The sequence below is a fragment of the Azotobacter vinelandii CA genome (assembly GCF_000380335.1).
In the GTDB taxonomy this organism is placed as follows: Bacteria; Pseudomonadota; Gammaproteobacteria; order Pseudomonadales; family Pseudomonadaceae; genus Azotobacter; species Azotobacter vinelandii.
On record NC_021149.1, the window covers coordinates 1490218 to 1507193 of the forward strand.

At 67.2% G+C, this 16976-nt stretch carries 19 protein-coding genes; 13 read left to right on the forward strand and 6 right to left on the reverse strand.

Going from position 1 to position 16976, the window contains the following annotated elements; all coding sequences use genetic code 11:
• Positions 1-36: 36 nt before the first annotated feature.
• Both mhpT and AVCA_RS06890 read left to right on the forward strand, forming a co-directional pair.
• A complete protein-coding gene (gene mhpT / locus AVCA_RS06885; RefSeq protein WP_012700145.1) occupies positions 37-1278 on the forward strand; it encodes a 3-(3-hydroxy-phenyl)propionate transporter MhpT in 1242 nt (413 codons plus the stop codon).
• Positions 1279-1381: 103 nt separating this feature from the next.
• Positions 1382-2653, forward strand: a complete 1272-nt coding sequence (locus AVCA_RS06890; RefSeq protein ID WP_012700146.1) for an OprD family porin — start codon at positions 1382-1384, stop codon at positions 2651-2653.
• A 44-nt stretch (positions 2654-2697) separates the two neighbouring features.
• Here AVCA_RS06890 and AVCA_RS06895 read toward each other — a convergent pair whose 3' ends face one another.
• The gene (locus AVCA_RS06895; RefSeq protein ID WP_012700147.1) at positions 2698-4350 is read right to left on the reverse strand and encodes an electron transfer flavoprotein-ubiquinone oxidoreductase; all 1653 of its coding nucleotides are present in this window, start codon (positions 4348-4350) and stop codon (positions 2698-2700) included.
• A gap of 290 nt (positions 4351-4640) precedes the next feature.
• Between AVCA_RS06895 and AVCA_RS06900 the strand changes: the two genes are divergently transcribed.
• The 5 genes from AVCA_RS06900 to AVCA_RS06920 all read left to right on the forward strand — a co-directional run bounded on the left by AVCA_RS06900 (position 4641) and on the right by AVCA_RS06920 (position 8405).
• Positions 4641-5390 (forward strand): electron transfer flavoprotein subunit beta/FixA family protein, encoded by a 750-nt coding sequence (locus AVCA_RS06900; protein ID WP_012700149.1) that lies wholly within the window; start codon positions 4641-4643, stop codon positions 5388-5390.
• Position 5391: 1 nt separating this feature from the next.
• On the forward strand, positions 5392-6321 hold the full coding sequence (locus AVCA_RS06905; RefSeq protein WP_012700150.1) for an electron transfer flavoprotein subunit alpha/FixB family protein: 930 nt from the start codon (positions 5392-5394) through the stop codon (positions 6319-6321).
• Between the two features lie 94 nt (positions 6322-6415).
• Positions 6416-7231, forward strand: a complete 816-nt coding sequence (locus AVCA_RS06910) for a substrate-binding periplasmic protein (RefSeq protein WP_012700151.1) — start codon at positions 6416-6418, stop codon at positions 7229-7231.
• An 11-nt stretch (positions 7232-7242) separates the two neighbouring features.
• On the forward strand, positions 7243-7593 hold the full coding sequence (locus AVCA_RS06915) for a DUF4398 domain-containing protein (protein WP_012700152.1): 351 nt from the start codon (positions 7243-7245) through the stop codon (positions 7591-7593).
• Entirely contained in the window at positions 7593-8405 is an 813-nt protein-coding gene (locus AVCA_RS06920; RefSeq protein ID WP_012700153.1) for an OmpA family protein, read from the forward strand. Before AVCA_RS06915 ends, AVCA_RS06920 begins: the two co-directional genes overlap by 1 nt.
• A 38-nt stretch (positions 8406-8443) precedes the next feature.
• Here the strand turns inward: AVCA_RS06920 and AVCA_RS24505 are convergent, their stop codons facing one another.
• Complete coding sequence (locus AVCA_RS24505; RefSeq protein ID WP_012700154.1) at positions 8444-8617, reverse strand: DUF2897 family protein; 174 nt, start codon at positions 8615-8617, stop codon at positions 8444-8446.
• Positions 8618-8819: 202 nt separating this feature from the next.
• Here AVCA_RS24505 and AVCA_RS06925 point away from each other — a divergent pair, with 202 nt between their 5' ends.
• The 5 genes from AVCA_RS06925 to efp all read left to right on the forward strand — a co-directional run bounded on the left by AVCA_RS06925 (position 8820) and on the right by efp (position 13493).
• Positions 8820-9560: a ZIP family metal transporter gene (locus AVCA_RS06925; protein ID WP_012700155.1), complete on the forward strand. Its 741-nt coding sequence runs from the start codon at positions 8820-8822 to the stop codon at positions 9558-9560.
• Positions 9561-9639: 79 nt separating this feature from the next.
• Positions 9640-10335: an orotidine-5'-phosphate decarboxylase gene (gene pyrF / locus AVCA_RS06930; RefSeq protein ID WP_012700156.1), complete on the forward strand. Its 696-nt coding sequence runs from the start codon at positions 9640-9642 to the stop codon at positions 10333-10335.
• Between the two features lie 130 nt (positions 10336-10465).
• The gene (locus AVCA_RS06935; protein ID WP_236616355.1) at positions 10466-11113 is read left to right on the forward strand and encodes a hypothetical protein; all 648 of its coding nucleotides are present in this window, start codon (positions 10466-10468) and stop codon (positions 11111-11113) included.
• 637 nt (positions 11114-11750) lie between these two features.
• Positions 11751-12884, forward strand: coding sequence for an elongation factor P maturation arginine rhamnosyltransferase EarP (gene earP / locus AVCA_RS06940; RefSeq protein ID WP_012700158.1), 1134 nt, complete (start codon positions 11751-11753; stop codon positions 12882-12884).
• Positions 12885-12926: 42 nt separating this feature from the next.
• Positions 12927-13493: an elongation factor P gene (gene efp, locus AVCA_RS06945; protein WP_012700159.1), complete on the forward strand. Its 567-nt coding sequence runs from the start codon at positions 12927-12929 to the stop codon at positions 13491-13493.
• Positions 13494-13564: 71 nt separating this feature from the next.
• On the opposite strand, the gene AVCA_RS06950 is transcribed toward efp, so the two are convergent.
• The 3 genes from AVCA_RS06950 to AVCA_RS06960 form a co-directional block, all read right to left on the reverse strand.
• Entirely contained in the window at positions 13565-13993 is a 429-nt protein-coding gene (locus AVCA_RS06950; RefSeq protein ID WP_012700160.1) for an organic hydroperoxide resistance protein, read from the reverse strand.
• A gap of 145 nt (positions 13994-14138) precedes the next feature.
• Complete coding sequence (locus AVCA_RS06955) at positions 14139-14588, reverse strand: MarR family winged helix-turn-helix transcriptional regulator (RefSeq protein ID WP_175555977.1); 450 nt, start codon at positions 14586-14588, stop codon at positions 14139-14141.
• A gap of 81 nt (positions 14589-14669) precedes the next feature.
• A complete protein-coding gene (locus tag AVCA_RS06960; protein ID WP_012700162.1) occupies positions 14670-15626 on the reverse strand; it encodes a LysR family transcriptional regulator in 957 nt (318 codons plus the stop codon).
• A gap of 100 nt (positions 15627-15726) precedes the next feature.
• Between AVCA_RS06960 and AVCA_RS06965 the strand changes: the two genes are divergently transcribed.
• Positions 15727-16476: a sulfite exporter TauE/SafE family protein gene (locus AVCA_RS06965; RefSeq protein ID WP_012700163.1), complete on the forward strand. Its 750-nt coding sequence runs from the start codon at positions 15727-15729 to the stop codon at positions 16474-16476.
• 45 nt (positions 16477-16521) lie between these two features.
• Here AVCA_RS06965 and AVCA_RS06970 read toward each other — a convergent pair whose 3' ends face one another.
• Positions 16522-16770, reverse strand: a complete 249-nt coding sequence (locus AVCA_RS06970; protein ID WP_231876277.1) for a DUF2790 domain-containing protein — start codon at positions 16768-16770, stop codon at positions 16522-16524.
• Between the last annotated feature and the right edge of the window lie 206 nt (positions 16771-16976).

Sequence of the window (16976 nt, forward strand, 5' to 3'; positions counted from 1 at the left end):
TCGCGTACAGCCCAAAAAACCACAGGTACAACAATAATGACGACCTATACCTCGCAATGCCCGGCGACCGTCGAACTCGACAACCGCCGCACATGGCTGACCATCGCCCTGTGTTTTTCCGTCGCGGTGCTGGAAGGTATCGACTTCCAGGCGCCAGGTATCGCGGCGCCGGGTATGGCCGCCGCCTTCGGTCTGGATAAGTTGCACATGGGTTGGGTATTCAGCGCCGGCATCCTCGGCCTGCTGCCCGGCGCCCTGGTCGGCGGCTGGCTGGCCGACCGCATCGGCCGCAAGCGCGTGCTGATCGCTTCGGTGGCGCTGTTCGGCCTGTTCTCCATCGCCACCGCCCATGCCTGGGACCTCTACAGCCTGCTGCTGGCGCGTTTCTTGACCGGTGTCGGCCTGGGCGCCGCGCTGCCCAACCTGATCGCGCTGTGTTCGGAGAGTGCCGGCGAGCGTCTGCGCGGCACCGCGGTGACTTTGATGTACTGCGGCGTACCGCTGGGCGCGGCCTTGGCGGCGGCCATCGGCATCGCCGGCTTTTCCGCCGACTGGACGCTGGTGTACTACGTCGGCGGTGTGCTGCCGCTGCTGGTGGTGCCGCTGCTGGCCTTCTGGCTGCCCGAGTCGGCGGCCTTCCGTGCCCGGCAGCAGACAGCGAACCGGGCCGCTCCCGTTCCACTCGCCGAGGGTCTGTTCCGCAATGGCGCCGCGCTGCCGACCCTGCTGCTGTGGGGGTCCTACTTCTTCACCCTGATGGTCGTCTACATGCTGATCAGTTGGCTGCCGAGCCTGCTGGTGGGCCAGGGTTTCACCGGCAGAGAGGCCAGTTGGGTGATGTTCTCCCTGCAGATCGGCGCGGCGGTCGGCACCCTGATGCTCGGTGTGCTGATGGAGCGCCTGCGGCCGCTGGCGATGGCCGGCTTGATCTATCTCGGCCTGCTCGCCGCGCTGGCGGCTCTCGGGCTGTCCGAGGCATTCGCCAGCATGTTGCTGGCCGGTTTCGCCGCCGGCATGTTCGCCACCGGCGGACAGGGCGTGCTCTATGCCCTGGCGCCGCTGTTCTACCGCACCGAAGTGCGTGCCACCGGAGTCGGCAGCGCCGTGGCGGTCGGCCGTCTGGGCGCCATGAGCGGCCCGCTGGTGGCCGGCAAGCTACTGGCGCTGGGCTTCGGTAGCGCCGGGGTGATGCTGGCCTCGGCGCCGGGCCTGGTGCTGGCCGGCGTGGCGGTGTTCTACCTGCTCGGCCGGCGGCGCGAGCGGGGCGCGCCGGCCTGATTCGCCCGGCCTGGCCACGCCCATTCCATCCATCGCGTTTTTCTCGCCGCCCCGTCATGGAAGGGGCGGCAGCCAACAAGAACAATAAATAAGGTAACCGAACATGCTCGACACGAGACGGGGCGCGGCGGGCGCGGCCCTGCTGCTGCTCGCCCAGGGAACGGCACAGGGCGGCTTCATCGAGGACAGCCAGGGCAGCCTGACCCTGCGCAACTTCTACTTCGACCGCGACTACAAGGGCGAATCCAACGTCTCCGCGCGTCGCGAATGGGCGCAGGGTTTCATCCTCAACCTCAAGTCCGGCTTCACCGAGGGGCCGGTCGGCTTCGGCCTCGACCTGCAGGGCATGCTCGGCGTCCAGCTCGACTCCTCGCGCGACCGCGCTGGCACCGGCCTGCTGCCGGTCGAACGCGGCAGCGGCGAGGCCCAGGACTCCTACGCTGAACTCGGCCTCACCGGCAAGCTCCGCTACTCGCAGACCGAACTGCATGTCGGCACCGTGATGCCGCGCCTGCCGATCCTCATCAGCAGCCCGGCCCGCCTGCTCTGGCAGACCTTCAAGGGCGGCCACCTGCGCTCTACCGACATCCCCGGCCTGAGCCTGCAGGCCGGTTACCTGAACCGCATGAACCAGCGCGACTCCACCGATTACCAGAAGATCGCCATCGCCGGCCCCAACGGCCGCTTCGACGGCACGGCGGAGTCCGACGAGTTCCTCTTCCTCGGCGGCGACTACGCGCTGGGCAAGAACCTGACCCTGAGCTACTGGCACGCCCGGCTGGACGAGATCTACCAGCAGAACTACCTGGGCGCGATCCACCAGTTCAAGTGGGGGCCGGGGGAATTCAAGACCGACTTCCGCTGGTTCCTCAGCGACGAGGAGGGCGAGGGCAAGGCCGGCTCGGTGGACAACCAGTACGTGGGCCTGAACTTCGGCTACAAGCTGGGCGGGCACCGGCTGACGGTGGGCGGGGCGCTGTCCAGCGGCGACTCGGCGATGCCTTACATCGCCGGTTCGGAGCCGCACCTGATTTCCGAATACGCGATCAGCTCGGAATTCCTCAACGCCGACGAGCACTTCTGGCATGTGCGCTACGAATACGACTTCGCGGCGGCGGGGCTGCCGGGGCTGATCGGCGTGGCGCGCTTCCTGAAGGGGACCAACGTCGAGCTGCCGGAACGCCTGGGCGGTGGCAACCGGGAGGAGACCGAGCGCTACCTGGAGCTGTCCTACGTGGTGCAGTCGGGCCCGCTGAAGAACGTGGCGCTGCGCCTGCGCAACTCGCGCTACCAGAACAGCTTCGCGCCGAACGCGACGATGCGCGACGACAACGAGACGCGGGTCAACGTCGATTACACCTGGAAGCTCTGGTGACGGCGGGAAGGTTCGAGGCTCCCGCGGAGCCTCGATGGTCGCGCTTACATGTTGGGGTAGTTGGGACCGCCGGCGCCTTCCGGGGCCACCCAGGTGATGTTCTGCGCTGGGTCCTTGATGTCGCAGGTCTTGCAGTGCACGCAGTTCTGCGCGTTGATCTGGAAGCGCGGGCTGCCGTCGTCCTGGCTCACCACCTCGTAGACGCCGGCCGGGCAGTAGCGCTGCGCCGGCTCGTCGTACAGCGGCAGGTTGCGGGTGATCGGGATGCTCGGATCGGCCAGGCGCAGGTGGCAGGGCTGGTCTTCTTCATGGTTGGTATTGGAGAGGAATACCGAGCTGAGCTTGTCGAAACTGAGCTTGCCGTCCGGCTTGGGATAGTCGATCCGCTTCGATTCGGAGGCCAGCTTCAGGCAGGCGTGGTCCGGGTTGTCGTCGTGCAGGGTGAACGGGATCTTGCCGCCGAACAGGTTCTGGTCGATGAAGTTGAAGGCCCCGCCGGCCAGCGCGCCGAACTTGTGGATGGCGGCGCCGAAGTTGCGGCTGCGGAACAGTTCGTCGTACAGCCAGCTGGACTTGAACGACTCGACGTAGCCGTTCAGTTCGTCGCCGCCCTGGCTGCCGCCGGCGAGGGCGGCGAGGACCGCATCGGCGGCCAGCATGCCGGACTTCATGGCGGTGTGGCTGCCCTTGATCTTGGCGAAGTTCAGGGTGCCCAGGTCGCAGCCGATCAGCGCGCCACCGGGGAAGACCATCTTCGGCAGCGAATTCAGGCCGCCCTTGCAGATGGCGCGAGCGCCGTAAGCCACCCGCTTGCCGCCTTCCAGGTAGCGGGCGATCGCCGGATGGTGCTTGTAGCGCTGGAACTCGTCGAAGGGCGACAGGAAGGGATTGCTGTAGGACAGGTCGACGATCAGACCGACCACCACCTGGCCGTTTTCCAGGTGATAGAGGAAGGAGCCGCCCGGGTTGTCGTCGTCCAGCGGCCAGCCGGCGGTGTGCACCACCAGGCCCTGCTCGTGGCGGGCCGGCTCGACGTCCCAGATCTCCTTGATGCCGATGCCGTAGTGCTGGACATCGGCCTGGTCGTCCAGCCGGTAGCGGGCGATCAGTTGCTTGCCGATGTGGCCGCGGCAACCTTCGGCGAACAGGGTGTACTTGCCGCGCAGCTCCATGCCGGGGGTATAGCTGTCCTTCGGCCTGCCTTCGCGGTCGACGCCCAGGTCGCCGGTGACGATGCCTCGCACTGTGCCGCCGTCGTCGATCAGCGCCTCCTGGGCGGCGAAGCCCGGGTAGATTTCCACGCCCAGGGCTTCGGCCTGCTGGGCCAGCCAGCGGCACAGGTTGCCCAGGGAAATGATGTAATTGCCCTCGTTGTGCATGGTCCTGGGCACGAGGAAGTCCGGCAGCCTGATGGCCTTTTCGGCGCTCCTGAACAGATAGATGTCGTCGCGCTTGACCGGGGTGTTCAGCGGAGCGCCCAGCTCCTTCCAGTCCGGGAAGAGTTCGTTCAGGGCACGCGGTTCGAAGACGGCGCCGGAGAGAATGTGAGCGCCGACCTCGGAACCCTTCTCGACCACGCACACGCTGATCTCCTGGCCGGATTCGGCGGCCTGCTGCTTCAGTCGGCAGGCGGCCGACAGACCGGCGGGACCGGCGCCGACGATGACGACGTCGAATTCCATGTATTCGCGTTCCACAAACTATCTCCTGATCGGGGCTCTCTTCGCATGTTCCCTGGTGAGGGCCGGGCATTATATATCCGGCCCCAGCGTCCGAACCAATGCGAAGACGGAAACGCACTGCCCCCGAGGCGCCTGCCGGAGCCCCGGAAAGCCGGGCCTGCCTCGGTTGACCGAGAGGTGGCCTGCAGTCAAGATACGAGCATTTTTACGCGCGCTGCAGGGGGCTGACGTCGGCTCCGGCCGTCAACCACAGGCCATTGCTCGCCTTGGCGACATTTCATTTACCGGAGAGTAACGAGGAATCCATGAAGGTTCTTGTAGCTGTCAAACGCGTGGTCGACTACAACGTCAAGGTGCGCGTCAAGCCCGACCAGAGCGGTGTCGACCTGGCCAACGTCAAGATGTCGATGAACCCCTTCTGCGAGATCGCCGTGGAGGAAGCCGTGCGCCTGAAGGAGCGCGGCATCGCCAGCGAGATCGTCGCCGTGTCCGTCGGCCCGGCCGCCGCCCAGGAACAGTTGCGCACCGCCCTGGCCCTCGGCGCCGACCGCGCCATCCTGGTCGAGACCGACGAGGAGCTGGGCTCGCTGGCGGTGGCCAAGCTGCTCAAGGCGGTGGTCGACAAGGAGCAGCCGCAACTGGTCATCACCGGCAAGCAGGCGATCGACAGCGACAACAACCAGACCGGGCAGATGCTCGCCGCGCTGACCGGCTACGCCCAGGGCACCTTCGCCTCCAAGGTCGAGCAGGCCGGCGACAAGCTCAAGGTCACCCGCGAGATCGACGGCGGGCTACAGACCCTGGAACTGAGCCTGCCGGCCATCGTCACCACCGACCTGCGCCTGAACGAGCCGCGCTACGCCTCGCTGCCGAACATCATGAAGGCCAAGAAGAAACCGCTGGAGACGGTGAAGCCGGCGGACCTGGGCGTGTCCGTGGCCTCGACTCTCAAGGTGCTCAAGGTCGAGGCGCCGGCCGAACGCCAGGCCGGTATCAAGGTGGGCTCGGTGGCCGAACTGGTCGAGAAACTGAAGAACGAAGCGAAGGTGATCTGAGATGGCGACCCTGGTAATAGCCGAACACGACAACGCCGCCCTGGCCGCCGCGACCCTCAACACCGTCGCCGCGGCTCAGGCCATCGGCGGCGACATCCACGTACTGGTCGCCGGACAACAGTGCGCCGCCGTCGCCGAAGCCGCGGCGAAGATCGCCGGGGTGAGCAAGGTGCTGGTCGCCGACGACGCGGCCTACGGCCACCTGCTGGCGGAGAACGTCGCGCCGCTGATCGCCGGCCTGGCGCAAGGCTACAGCCACGTGCTGGCGCCGGCCTCGACCAACGGCAAGAACTACCTGCCGCGGGTGGCGGCGCTGCTGGATGTCGAACAGATCTCCGAAATCGTCGCGGTGGAAAGCCCTGACACCTTCAAGCGGCCGATCTACGCCGGCAACGCCATCGCCACGGTGCAGTCGAGCGCGCCGATCAAGGTGATCAGCGTGCGTGCCACGGCCTTCGATCCAGTGGCGGGCGAGGGTGGCAGCGCGGCCATCGAGGGCGTGAGCGGCACGGGCGATGCCGGCACGTCGAGTTTCGTCGGCGAGGAAATCGCCAGGTCGGACCGGCCGGAACTGACCTCGGCGCGGGTGGTGATTTCCGGCGGACGGGGGATGCAGAGCGGCGACAACTTCAAGCTGCTCTACGCCCTGGCCGACAAGCTGGGCGCGGCGGTGGGCGCCTCGCGGGCGGCGGTGGACGCGGGATTCGCGGCCAACGACATGCAGGTGGGGCAGACCGGGAAGATAGTGGCGCCGGACCTGTACGTGGCGGTGGGCATCAGCGGGGCGATCCAGCACCTGGCGGGGATGAAGGATTCGAAGGTGATCGTGGCGATCAACAAGGACCCGGAGGCGCCGATCTTCCAGGTCGCCGACTACGGTCTGGTGGCGGATCTGTTCGAAGTTTTGCCGGAGTTGGAAAAGCAGCTCTGAGCCGCTTTCCGGCCGGACCCGAAGCCCGCTCATCGAGCGGGCTTCTTGCAACTGGGCCATGATGGCCCCCATCCACGCTTTTCGCGGAACTCCCATGCAGAATCGCTTTCTTCCCGTGCTGCTGGCATTGCTGGCCGGCTTGCTCTCGCCCGTGGCGGGCGCAACCGGTGCCTGCGAGCGGCTGGTCGCCACCGGCGATCCCGAGCAGCCTCCCTACCTCTGGCTCGATCCGCAGACTCCCGGGCAAATGATCGGCGCCAGCGCCGACCTGCTCGAGCTGCTGGCCAAGACGCTGGATCTCAAGATCGACCTGATCCGCTCGGGCTCCCGGCCGGCTGCCGAGCAGCACGTGGCGAGCGGCCGTATCGACCTGCTGCTGGGCAGCTTTCCCGGCGGCGCCCGGCGTGAGTCGCTGGACTTCATCGAGCCCGCGCTCTTCGTGCAGTCCGTCGTGGCCTGGGTGCGCCGGGAACGGGTCTTTCCCTATGGCGGCTGGAGCGATCTGTACGCTCATCAGGGGGTGATCCAGGCCGGCGACCGTTTCACCCGCGGGTTCGATCCGCTGTCCGCTACCTCCCTGCCGCTCAAGGAGGCGCCGACTCTGAACGAAGCCCTGCGGATGCTACGGCGAGGCGAGGTCGCCTATCTGCTCGGCGAACGGCAGGTCGTCCAGGCGGCCGCCGAGTCGCTGGGTATGTTGGCGGAAGTCCAGCCGCTGCCGCCGCTGCTCAGCGAGGGTCTGTACCTGGCGGTGGGCCGCGATTCCGCCTGCAACACGCCGGAGCTGCGCGCACGGCTGGCGGCCGGACTGACCGAGCTGAACGCCGCCGGACTGGCGGGAAACCTGTTGCAACGCAATGCCGCGCGCTGGCTGGCGCAGGGCTTGCCGTCCCCATCCGTTGTCAAGTAGGAAATCCATCCGTGAATAGCGCACGTTTTTTCGTCGCCCTGCTATTGCTCGCCCTGGCCGGCTGCGCCAGCGATCCCGCACCGCACGAACAGTTGCGCCTGACCGAACAGGCGCTGGGACAGGCCAGGGCCGTCGGTGCCGGCGAGGATCAGGGGGAGCTGACCCTGGCGCAGGGCAAGTTCGAACAGGCCGGGGCCGCCCTGACCGCCGGCCGCCACCGGGAGGCGCGCATGCTGGCCGAGCAGGCCGAGCTGGATGCTCGCCTGGCCGAGGAGCAGGTGCTGACCCAGAAGGGCCGCAAGCAGGTGGCCGAACTCAAGCGGCAGATCGGCGCGCTGCGCCAGCAACTGGGAGAGCTTTGATGAAGGGATGGCCCGTTTTTTCGTTCGGCCTACTGTGCCTGGCTTCGCTGGGGGGCTGCGCCACAAGCTCGCCGGAAACGCTGCGTGCGCTCGACGAGGCCAGGGCCGAACTGCTGGCCATTCGTACCGAGCCGGCGGTCCGGCTCAGCGCCGAGAAGGACCTGGCCCGGGCCGAGGAGTCGCTGGCCCGGGCGGAGCGCTTTTCCGGCTATCTGGGCAGCGAGGACGATGTTCTGCATTACGCCTACCTGAGCCGGCGTTACGGCCAGATCGCCCGCGAGCATGGAGCGCAGCGCCAGGCCGCCGAGCGCCTCGTCGAACTGGAGAAGGAACGCGACCGCCTGCAACTGGCGCTGAGCGAGGCCCGCCTGCTCAACGCGGAGCAGCAGGGCGAGTGGCTCGAAGAGCAATTGCTCGGCCGGACCACCACCGAAACCGAGCGCGGCCTGGTGATGACCCTGGGCGACGTGCTGTTCGATACCGGGCGGGAGGAGTTGCGCTCGGCGGCGACGCGCACCGTCGTGCAGGTGGCCAGGTTCCTGCGTCTCAACCAGCGGCGGGTGGTGCGCATCGAGGGCTATACCGACAGCCAGGGCGATGACCAGCTGAACCTCGAGTTGTCCCGCGGGCGTGCCCAGTCGGTCAAGGACATGCTGGTGGACCTGGGTGTCGACGCCGGGCGTGTCCAGGTCGCCGGTTACGGCGAGGCCTATCCGGTCGCCGAGAACGCCTCCAGCCAGGGGCGCGCGCGCAATCGCCGGGTGGAGATCGTGTTCTCCGACGAGGAGGGCCGGCTGGGCGCGGAGCGCTGATTTCCGCGTCCGCCGTCCGGCCGGCGCGGGACCCGCCGTCATTTTTCCTTTTCCTGTTTCTCCTTGGCATCCAGTTCGGCGTTGCGCTGGCGGATGCGCTCGAGCTGCTCCTCGCTCAGGGGCAGCTTCTTCGCCGAGTCGCGCAACAGCAGCAGGCTGCCGATCACCGAGCCAAACACCACTATCAGTATCAGCCAGACGTACCAGGGCATATCGTGTTCTCTCAGGGGGCCTGTCATGAGCATAAGCGATGGGACGGCTCGCCCGGCCCCTTGCCGAACGCGAGGCCGTTCTTTTCCCGCCGATGGTCGACGGGGCACCGGGTCACCGGGCTGTCCGCGCCGGCGCTGACGGGACGGCTGGCGGCAGGCTGGGGAAGGTGGGTAGCCTTGCCACGGCACAAGGGGGGACGGCATGTCGGAATCATTGATACTGCAGGCGGGCTTCTGGGGCTGGTTGGCGGCGAGCAGCCTGCTGCTCGGTGCCTGGCTGGGCTTCGGGGCGCGGCTGTCGGAGCGGCTGGTCGCCGCGTCGATGGCCTTCGGCAGCGGCGTGCTGATCGCCGCCCTGTGCTTCGAGCAGTTGCCCGAAGCCGAGCGGCTCGGTGGCATCTGGCCGACCCTGGGCGGTCTGCTGGCGGGCGGCGTGGTCTTCGTCCTGGCCGACGAGGGGCTCGATCGCCTGCAGGCGCGGCATCGTGCCAGAAGGCCGGGCAGAGGATCGCTGGCCGGTCTGCTGATCGCCGCCGGTGCCTTTCTCGACGGCATCCCGGAATCCCTGGCGCTGGGCCTCGGGCTGCTCGACGACGGGCGGCCGAGCCTGGCGCTGCTGGTCGCCGTGCTGCTGGCTAATCTGCCGGAGGGATTGGCCAGCGCGGCCAGTCTGCGCGCCGAAGGTTACGGCCGGCGCCAGGTGTTCGCCCTGTGGGGTGTCATCGTCGGCCTGTCGGGTCTTGCCGCCATGCTCGGGCCCGCCCTGCTGGCGGACCTGTCGCCGGGCTGGCTGGCCTTCGCCCTGGGCCTCTCCGCCGGCGCGGTGCTCTGCATGCTGGTGGACACCCTGATTCCCGAGGCCTTCAAGGCCACCCATGCGCTGACCGGACTGATCACCCTGGCCGGTTTCATGCTGGCCTTCGCCCTGGAACATTTGTCCTAGGCGCGCCATTCTCCACGGCCGAGGGCTTGGGGTGTCCGCTACAATGCCCGCCACAGCGATTTTCCCGGAGCCCGTCCCCATGTCCTGCCAGACCCCGATCATCGTCGCCCTCGACTTCCCCGGCCGCGAGGCGGCCCTGGCCCTCGCCGCCCGGCTGGACCCCGCGCGGTGCCGGGTCAAGGTCGGCAAGGAGCTGTTCACCCGCTGCGGCCCGGATATCGTCGAGACGCTGCAGCAGCAGGGCTTCGAGGTGTTCCTCGACCTGAAATTCCACGACATCCCGAACACCACGGCGATGGCGGTGAAGGCCGCCGCCGAGCTGGGCGTGTGGATGGTCAACGTGCACTGCTCCGGCGGTCTGCGCATGCTGAGCGCCTGTCGCGAGACCCTGGACGGCATTCATGGCCGCCGGCCGTTGCTGATCGGGGTGACGGTGCTGACCAGCATGGAGCGCGAGGACCTGGCCGGCATCGGCCTGGATGTCGAGCCGCAGCAGCAGGTCCTGCGCCTGGCCGCCCTGGCCGAGCAGGCCGGGCTGGACGGACTGGTCTGCTCGGCCCAGGAGGCGCCGGCGCTGAAGACCGCCCGGCCGCGGCTGAAACTGGTGACCCCTGGCATCCGTCCGGCCGGCAGCGCCCCGGACGACCAGCGGCGCATCCTCACTCCGCGCCAGGCGCTGGAGGCCGGTTCCGACTACCTGGTCATCGGCCGGCCGATCAGCCAGGCCGCCGACCCGGCCCAGGCACTGGCGGCTCTGGTCGCCGAACTGGACTGAGTGCGTTCGGGCGCGGCAAGGCTTTCGGGGCCGCGTCCGCGCCGAAGGCTCCTCGCAGGCCGGAGCGGCGGCGAGGTTCGAGGGTTCCGGGGGTGGCGCACCCGCCCGACCGGTGGAGGAGGGTTCCCCCGTGAGCGATGATCCAGCAGGTCGGCGCGACGACAACCCCTACGCGCCACCCCGGGAAGCCCTGCTGGCGTCCCCGGGTGTGCCGCCCATGCCCGATTGGTCGCCGGCACAGTTGTGGGTGCTCGGCTGGCTCGCCCTGGCCATGGTGCTCGGCACCCTGGTGATCATGCTGCTGTCCTTCGGCGGTTTCACCCGGATGCGCGGGGTGGCCCTGTACGCCAACTGGCTCGGCCTGGCCTTGGTGCTGTTGGGCAATTACCTGCTGTTGCGCCTGAAGGGCTTCGTCGAAGCGCGCTTCGCCGCCCGAGGGCTGGGCTGGCCGGTATGGCTGTGTGTCGTACTGGGGCTTCTGCTGGAGGTCGTCGCGCTGCGCTTCGAGCCCGGCCCGCTCGCCGACTGGCTGGCCTGGCTCTATGCCGTCGCTCTGGTCGGCTATGGCGGCCTGCTGGTATGGCTCGGCGCGCGTCTGCTCGGCGTACCCGAAGCCTTCAGGGCCTTGTACGGCATGGGCTGGCTGGTGATCGCCGGAGGGCTCATGCTCGCCTCCCTGGTGCTCGCGACGCAGGCTGCGCTGCCCCTGATGGGCGCCTATGCGGTGCTGGCGCGAGTGTTCTTCAGGGGCGCCGCGGAATTGCGCGGGCGCGCTTGAGCGCGTGCATCCGGCGCGCCGGGGCGGGCGGATTGATCCGGTTCAAGGCCGTCATGGGGGCCCTCTAGTCTGCGTGGCATCGGCATCCATTGCCGCTTGAGAGGGGGAGTGCCGAGCTGGCTCATCCGAGTTGGTGCAACGACCAGCGGTGTCGGGTTGATCGACACGCGGTACAGGCGCGTCGGCGAGACGATCGACCGGCTGCACGAAGCTCCGGACCGGACGACACTGGAGATAGTGATCGAGGAATCGGTCGAATGCACGGTGTCGCATTGCACCTTCGAGGAGTCGCTGAAGGAGAAGGCCGGCTGCCGGTTCAGCCATGCCCACGAGCGCATCCACGATCTCTTCGTCGGACTGTCGTGGACTCCACGCGGCGGGCGAGGGGGCGTCGAGGCGTGCCAGGATCTGCCGGCGTGGTGCGGACGCGCAGGCCCTGGCCGGCGCCACAGCGCCGGCGGCTGGCTGTCCCGCTTCGTGAAGCGCGTCCTCAGCAAGGGCGAAGCCACCGTCGCGGCCCACGCCAGAGCGTCGACAGGCCCTGGCATTCCGCCGGTGCGACTTCCGTCCGGGCGGCCGCTGCTGCCGCTCGCTGGCATACTTCATCCTTTTCTGTGCCTTGACGAAGGGAGTGGACATGCGGGCCTTCTGGGAGATCTTCTGCACTGTCGTCGACAACTATGGCGATGCCGGCGTGACCTGGCGCCTGGCCCGCCAACTGGTGGCCGAGCACGGCCAGCGGGTCAGGCTGTGGGTGGACGACCTGGCGGCACTGGCGCGTCTCTGCCCCGAGGCGGACGTCGACGCGGCCCGGCAGTGGCGGGCCGGCGTGGAAATATGCCGCTGGCCCGCGCACTGGCAGCCGGTCGAGCCGGCCGACGTGGTGATCGAGGCCTTCGCCTGCCGCTTGCCCGAGACGCATGTCGCGGCCATGGCGGATCGCCGGCGCCGGGTGCTCTGGCTGAACCTGGAATACCTGAGTGCCGAGGACTGGGTGGGTGGCTGCCACGGCCTGCCGTCCTTGCAACCCGGCGGGCTGCAGAAGTTCTTCTTCTTCCCCGGATTCACCACGGATACCGGCGGGCTGCTCCGCGAACGGGGCCTGATCGAGCGACGCCGGGCCTTCCAGGCCGATGCCGCGGCGCGCGCGGATTTTCTCCAGTCGGTCGGCGTGCAGGCATGTCCCGGCGAACGGCTGATCTCGCTGTTCGCCTACGAAAATGCAGCTCTGTCGAGCTGGCTGGAAGCCATGGCGTCGGAAGGGCGTCCGACGCTGCTGCTGGTGCCGGAGGGGCGCATTCTCGACGATCTGCGGCGCTGGCTGGCGGTGCCGGCGCTGGCCGTCGGCGATGGCCAGCGGCGTGGCGCCCTGCGCGTCCAGGTGCTGCCGTTCGTCCGCCAGGAGGCTTACGACCGCCTGCTCTGGTGCTGCGATTTCAACGCGGTGCGCGGCGAGGACTCCTTCCTGCGCGCCCAGTGGGCGGGCAGGCCGTTGCTCTGGCATATCTATCCGCAGGCGGACGGCGCCCACCGGGACAAGCTGGAAGCCTTCCTTTCCCTCTATCTCGAGGGTTTGTCGCCGGCCGCCGCGGGCGCCCTGCAGGAGCTCTGGCGCGCCTGGAACGCCGGGGCGGCGATGGGCCCGGCCTGGTCGGCGCTGGCGGATCAGTGGCCGGAGCTGCGCGCGCATGCCGAGCGCTGGTGCGCCCGACAGGCCGCCCGGCCGGATCTGGCCGCGGCACTGGTGCAGTTTTACGCGGATTGGCTATGATACGCGGCCTATTTTTCGTTATTCATCCAAACGGATACCCGTATGAAAACCGCTCAAGAATTCCGTGCCGGCCAGGTAGCCATGATCAATGGCGAGCCCTGGGTCATCCAGAAAGCCGAATTCAACAAGTCCGGCCGCAACGCCGCCGTGGTCAAGATGAAGCTGAAGAACCTGCTCAACGGCCAGGCCACCGAGACCGTGTACAAGGCCGACGACAAGTTCGAGCCGGTTATCCTCGAGCGCAAGGAGGTGACCTACTCCTACTTCGCCGATCCCATGTACGTGTTCATGGACAACGAATTCAACCAGTACGAGATCGAGAAGGACGACTTGGGCGACGCCTACAACTTCATCGAAGATGGCATGCAGGACGTCTGCGAGGCGGTGTTCTACAACGACCGCGTGATCTCCATCGAACTGCCCACCACCATCGTGCGCCAGATCTCCTACACCGAGCCGGCCGTGCGCGGCGACACTTCCGGCAAGGTGATGAAGGTGGCGCGCCTGAACAGCGGCTATGAGCTGAGGGTGGCCGAGTTCTGCGACATCGGTGACTACATCGAGATCGATACCCGTACCTTCGAATACAAGTCCCGCGCCAAGGCCTGATCTCCCTGGCGTTACGAAAAGCCCGGCCTTGCGCCGGGCTTTTTCGTTTCCGGCGTCCACCTGCCGCAGGCTCAGACGGCGACGTTCAGGCGTACCTCGATGTTGCTGCGGGTGGCGTTGGAGTAGGGGCAGATCTGATGGGCGGCGGCGACCAGTTCCTCGGCCATGCTGCGCTCCAGCCCCGGCAGGTGGATGTCGAGTTCCACTTCCAGGCCGAAGCCGCCGGGGATCTGGCCGATGCCGACCTTTCCGGTGATCGAGGTGTCGGCGGGAATCTGGCGCTTGCCCTGGCTGGCGACGAACTTCAGGGCGCCGATGAAGCAGGCCGAGTAGCCGGCCGCGAAGAGTTGCTCCGGATTGGTGGCCTCGCCGCCCTGGCCGCCCAGTTCGCGCGGGGTGGTCAGCTTCACGTCGAGGACGCCGTCCGAGGAGACGGCACGGCCGTCACGGCCGCCGGTTGCAGTGGCGGTGGCGGTGTAGAGCGCTTGAATGCGTTGCATGGCGTTATCTCCAGTAAATTTGATCGTTAAAATTTTGCGCGATAAGTAATTGCGCAGGGCTAAAGTTAGGGCGTAATTATCTTGTGCGCAAGATAATTTTTGGAGGATTTCGAGATAACGATCCGAGAAAACTGGAATAAGCCGTTCAGACGGCCTTTTGCAGGCTGTTGCGCAGGCTGACCAGTTCTTCCTTGAGGGCGGCAAGGGCGTCCGGCGTTTGCTCGCTGGCGGCGACGATGCAGGAGGGAATATTCCTGGCCCTGTCGTACAGGACCCGGCCGCGTTCGGTGAGATGGAGTTCCACCACGCGCTCGTCCTTGCTGCTGCGGGTGCGGTTCAGCAGCCCTTCGGCCTCCAGGCGTTTGAGCAGGGGCGTGAGCGAGCCGGGATCGGTGAGCAGGCGCGCGCTGAGTTCGCCGACGGTGATGCCGTCGCGTTCCCAGAGCACCAGCATGGCCAAGTATTGCGGGTAGGTCAGGCCAAGCTCCTGCAGCAACGGTTTGTAGACTTTGGTCATCAACAGCGAGGTGGAGTAGAGGGCGAAGCACAACTGATTGTCGAGCAGCAGCTCTTGGCAGGTTTCGTCGGTGGCCATGGCGATCTCCCGGTAATGATCGACTAATTTAGCGCGCAAGCCTTTCGTGGGCAAAATGCAACCGGTGCGGCAACTGGCGAATCAGGAGCGATTCAGGCTGTTATCCAGGGCCAGGTCCCAGGGCGGTACCGGGCCGAAGCGGCTTTTCAGGAAGTCCAGCAGAAGTCGTGTGCGCGAGGCGCCGGCCGGCCGCTGGCGCAGGGCATAGACGCCGCTGGATTCGGGGGGCGGCAGGCCGTTCTCGCAAAACAGCGGCAGCAGTTCGCCACGCAGCAGGTGCTCGCTGATAAGCCAGGTCGGCAGGTGAGCGATACCGAGTCCAGCGAGGGCGCCGAACAGTAGGGTTTCCGCATTGTTGGCGGTCATCCGGCGGCGTCCGGGGCGGATGGTGCGGATCTGGCCATCGATGGCGAAGCGCCAGGCGTGTGGCGGTGCCAGCCCGTCCCAGTCGAGGCCGTCGTGCTCCGGCAGTTCGCATGGATCGCCGGGAATGCCGCGGCGATCGAGGTAGTCGGGGCTGGCGCAAGCGATACGCCGCATCGGCGCCAGCGGCGTGGCGACCAGGCGACTGTCGGCCAGGGGGCCGATGCGTAACACCAGATCGACCTGCCCCAGGTGTTCGCCCTGCTGATCGATGAAGCTGTCGATCAGCCGCAACTGCACATCCACTCCCGGATAGGCGGCTAGGAATTCGGCGATGACCGGAGCCAGCCGGCGGCGGCCGAAGGGCGCCGGGGCATCGACGCGGATCAGACCTTCCGGGGCGCTGTCCAGGGAGACCACTTCGGCCCGTGCCAGGCGCAACTCATCGAGGATACGCCGGGAACGTTCTGCGAAGGCCAGGCCGGCCGGGGTGGCGCGCACCTCGTGGGTGCTGCGCTGGAACAGCGGGCTGCCGAGCGTCTGTTCCAGCCCGTCGATGCGCCGCGCCACCGCCGATGGCGTCAACTGGCGGCGCCGGGCCGCGGCGGAGAAGCTGCCGCATTCCAGCACGTCGAGGAACAGTTCCAACTGGCCGCCGAGCGCATCGGAATTCATATATCTTCCTGCTATGCGAATTGCGCAAAGCTATTGTGCATGGCTTTGCGTTTACCTGCTAGCCAGGTCTTTCTAGCATGTGTCTTTTGCCGGAGATGCAATGGACCTGCTGCAGTTTCTTCTCGACATCGGCCTGGGGCTCGTGCTGGGCTTCCTGGGCGGGTTGTTCGGTATCGGTGGCGGACTGATCGCCATTCCGGTGCTCGGCCTGCTGTTCGGTCTCGATCAGCACTTGGCCCAGGGCTCGGCCCTGGTCATGGTGGTGCCCAACGTGCTGCTGGCGCTGCGGCGCTACCACCAGCGCAACCGTATCGATCCGCGCCATGCATTGGTGATGGCCGGCAGCGGCCTCTGCACCGCATGGCTCGGTGCCCAGGCGGCGAACCTGCTGGATGCCGGGCATATGCGCCAGGCCTTCTGCGGCTTTCTCCTGGCGCTGGCGACATGGAGTGGCCTGCGCCTGTTCCTGCGTCCGGCACCCGGTGGCGAACTGTGTCGGCCCTGGCCCTGGCTGGTGCCGCTGGGGATGGGATCGGGCACTCTGGGCGGGTTGTTCGGCGTGGGCGGGGCGCTGGTGGCTACGCCGTTGCTGATCGCCCTGTTCGGTGCCAGCCAGGTCGTCGCCCAGGGACTGTCGCTGGCCTTGGCCGTCCCCAGCACGCTGGTCAGTCTGGCGACCTATGCCCTGCACGGGCGGGTCGACTGGATGCTGGGCATTTCCCTGGCGATCGGCGGGCTGTCCGGCGTCGGCTGGGGCGTACGGCTGGCCCATGCGTTGCCGGAGCGGGCTCTGGGCCTGCTGTTCTGTGGCCTCATGTCGTTCTGCGCGTTGCTCCTGCTGCTCGACTGAGGGGGTCTGCCCCCCGCTTTTGCGTGGGGGCAGAAGGCTGCGCCATCAGGTCTTCAGGAGGCAGCCCGCGGACAGCTTGCGATAGGCCACGACCTTGGTTTCGCCCGTGGAGTTCAAGTAGGTCATCTTGGCGTCTATGACTTCGCAGACATAGGGGTCGTACGGAGCGTCGATGGAAATGACCTTGGCGATGTCCAGGGGCAGGCCGTAATGGTACTGCTGGACGGGCGGTTCGGCGGCCAGGGTGAGAGAGGCCACGCAGCAGAAAGGCAACACCAGATACGAGAGTTTCATGTCGATCACCTCGGAAACGAGATTTATCCAACCCCCTCAGATATCAGGGCCGATGGTTCGGCATTGTTGTTGTTCGGACTGCTCCATTTTCTGAAAGGTTAGGCCACTTTCGATGGCCAGGGCGATCTTGCAAGTTCGTTGCCAATGCCTGACGGACAGGCGCCTGTGTGGCTCGTCGTCCGACAGTCGTCCGCGAGGGGGCATCG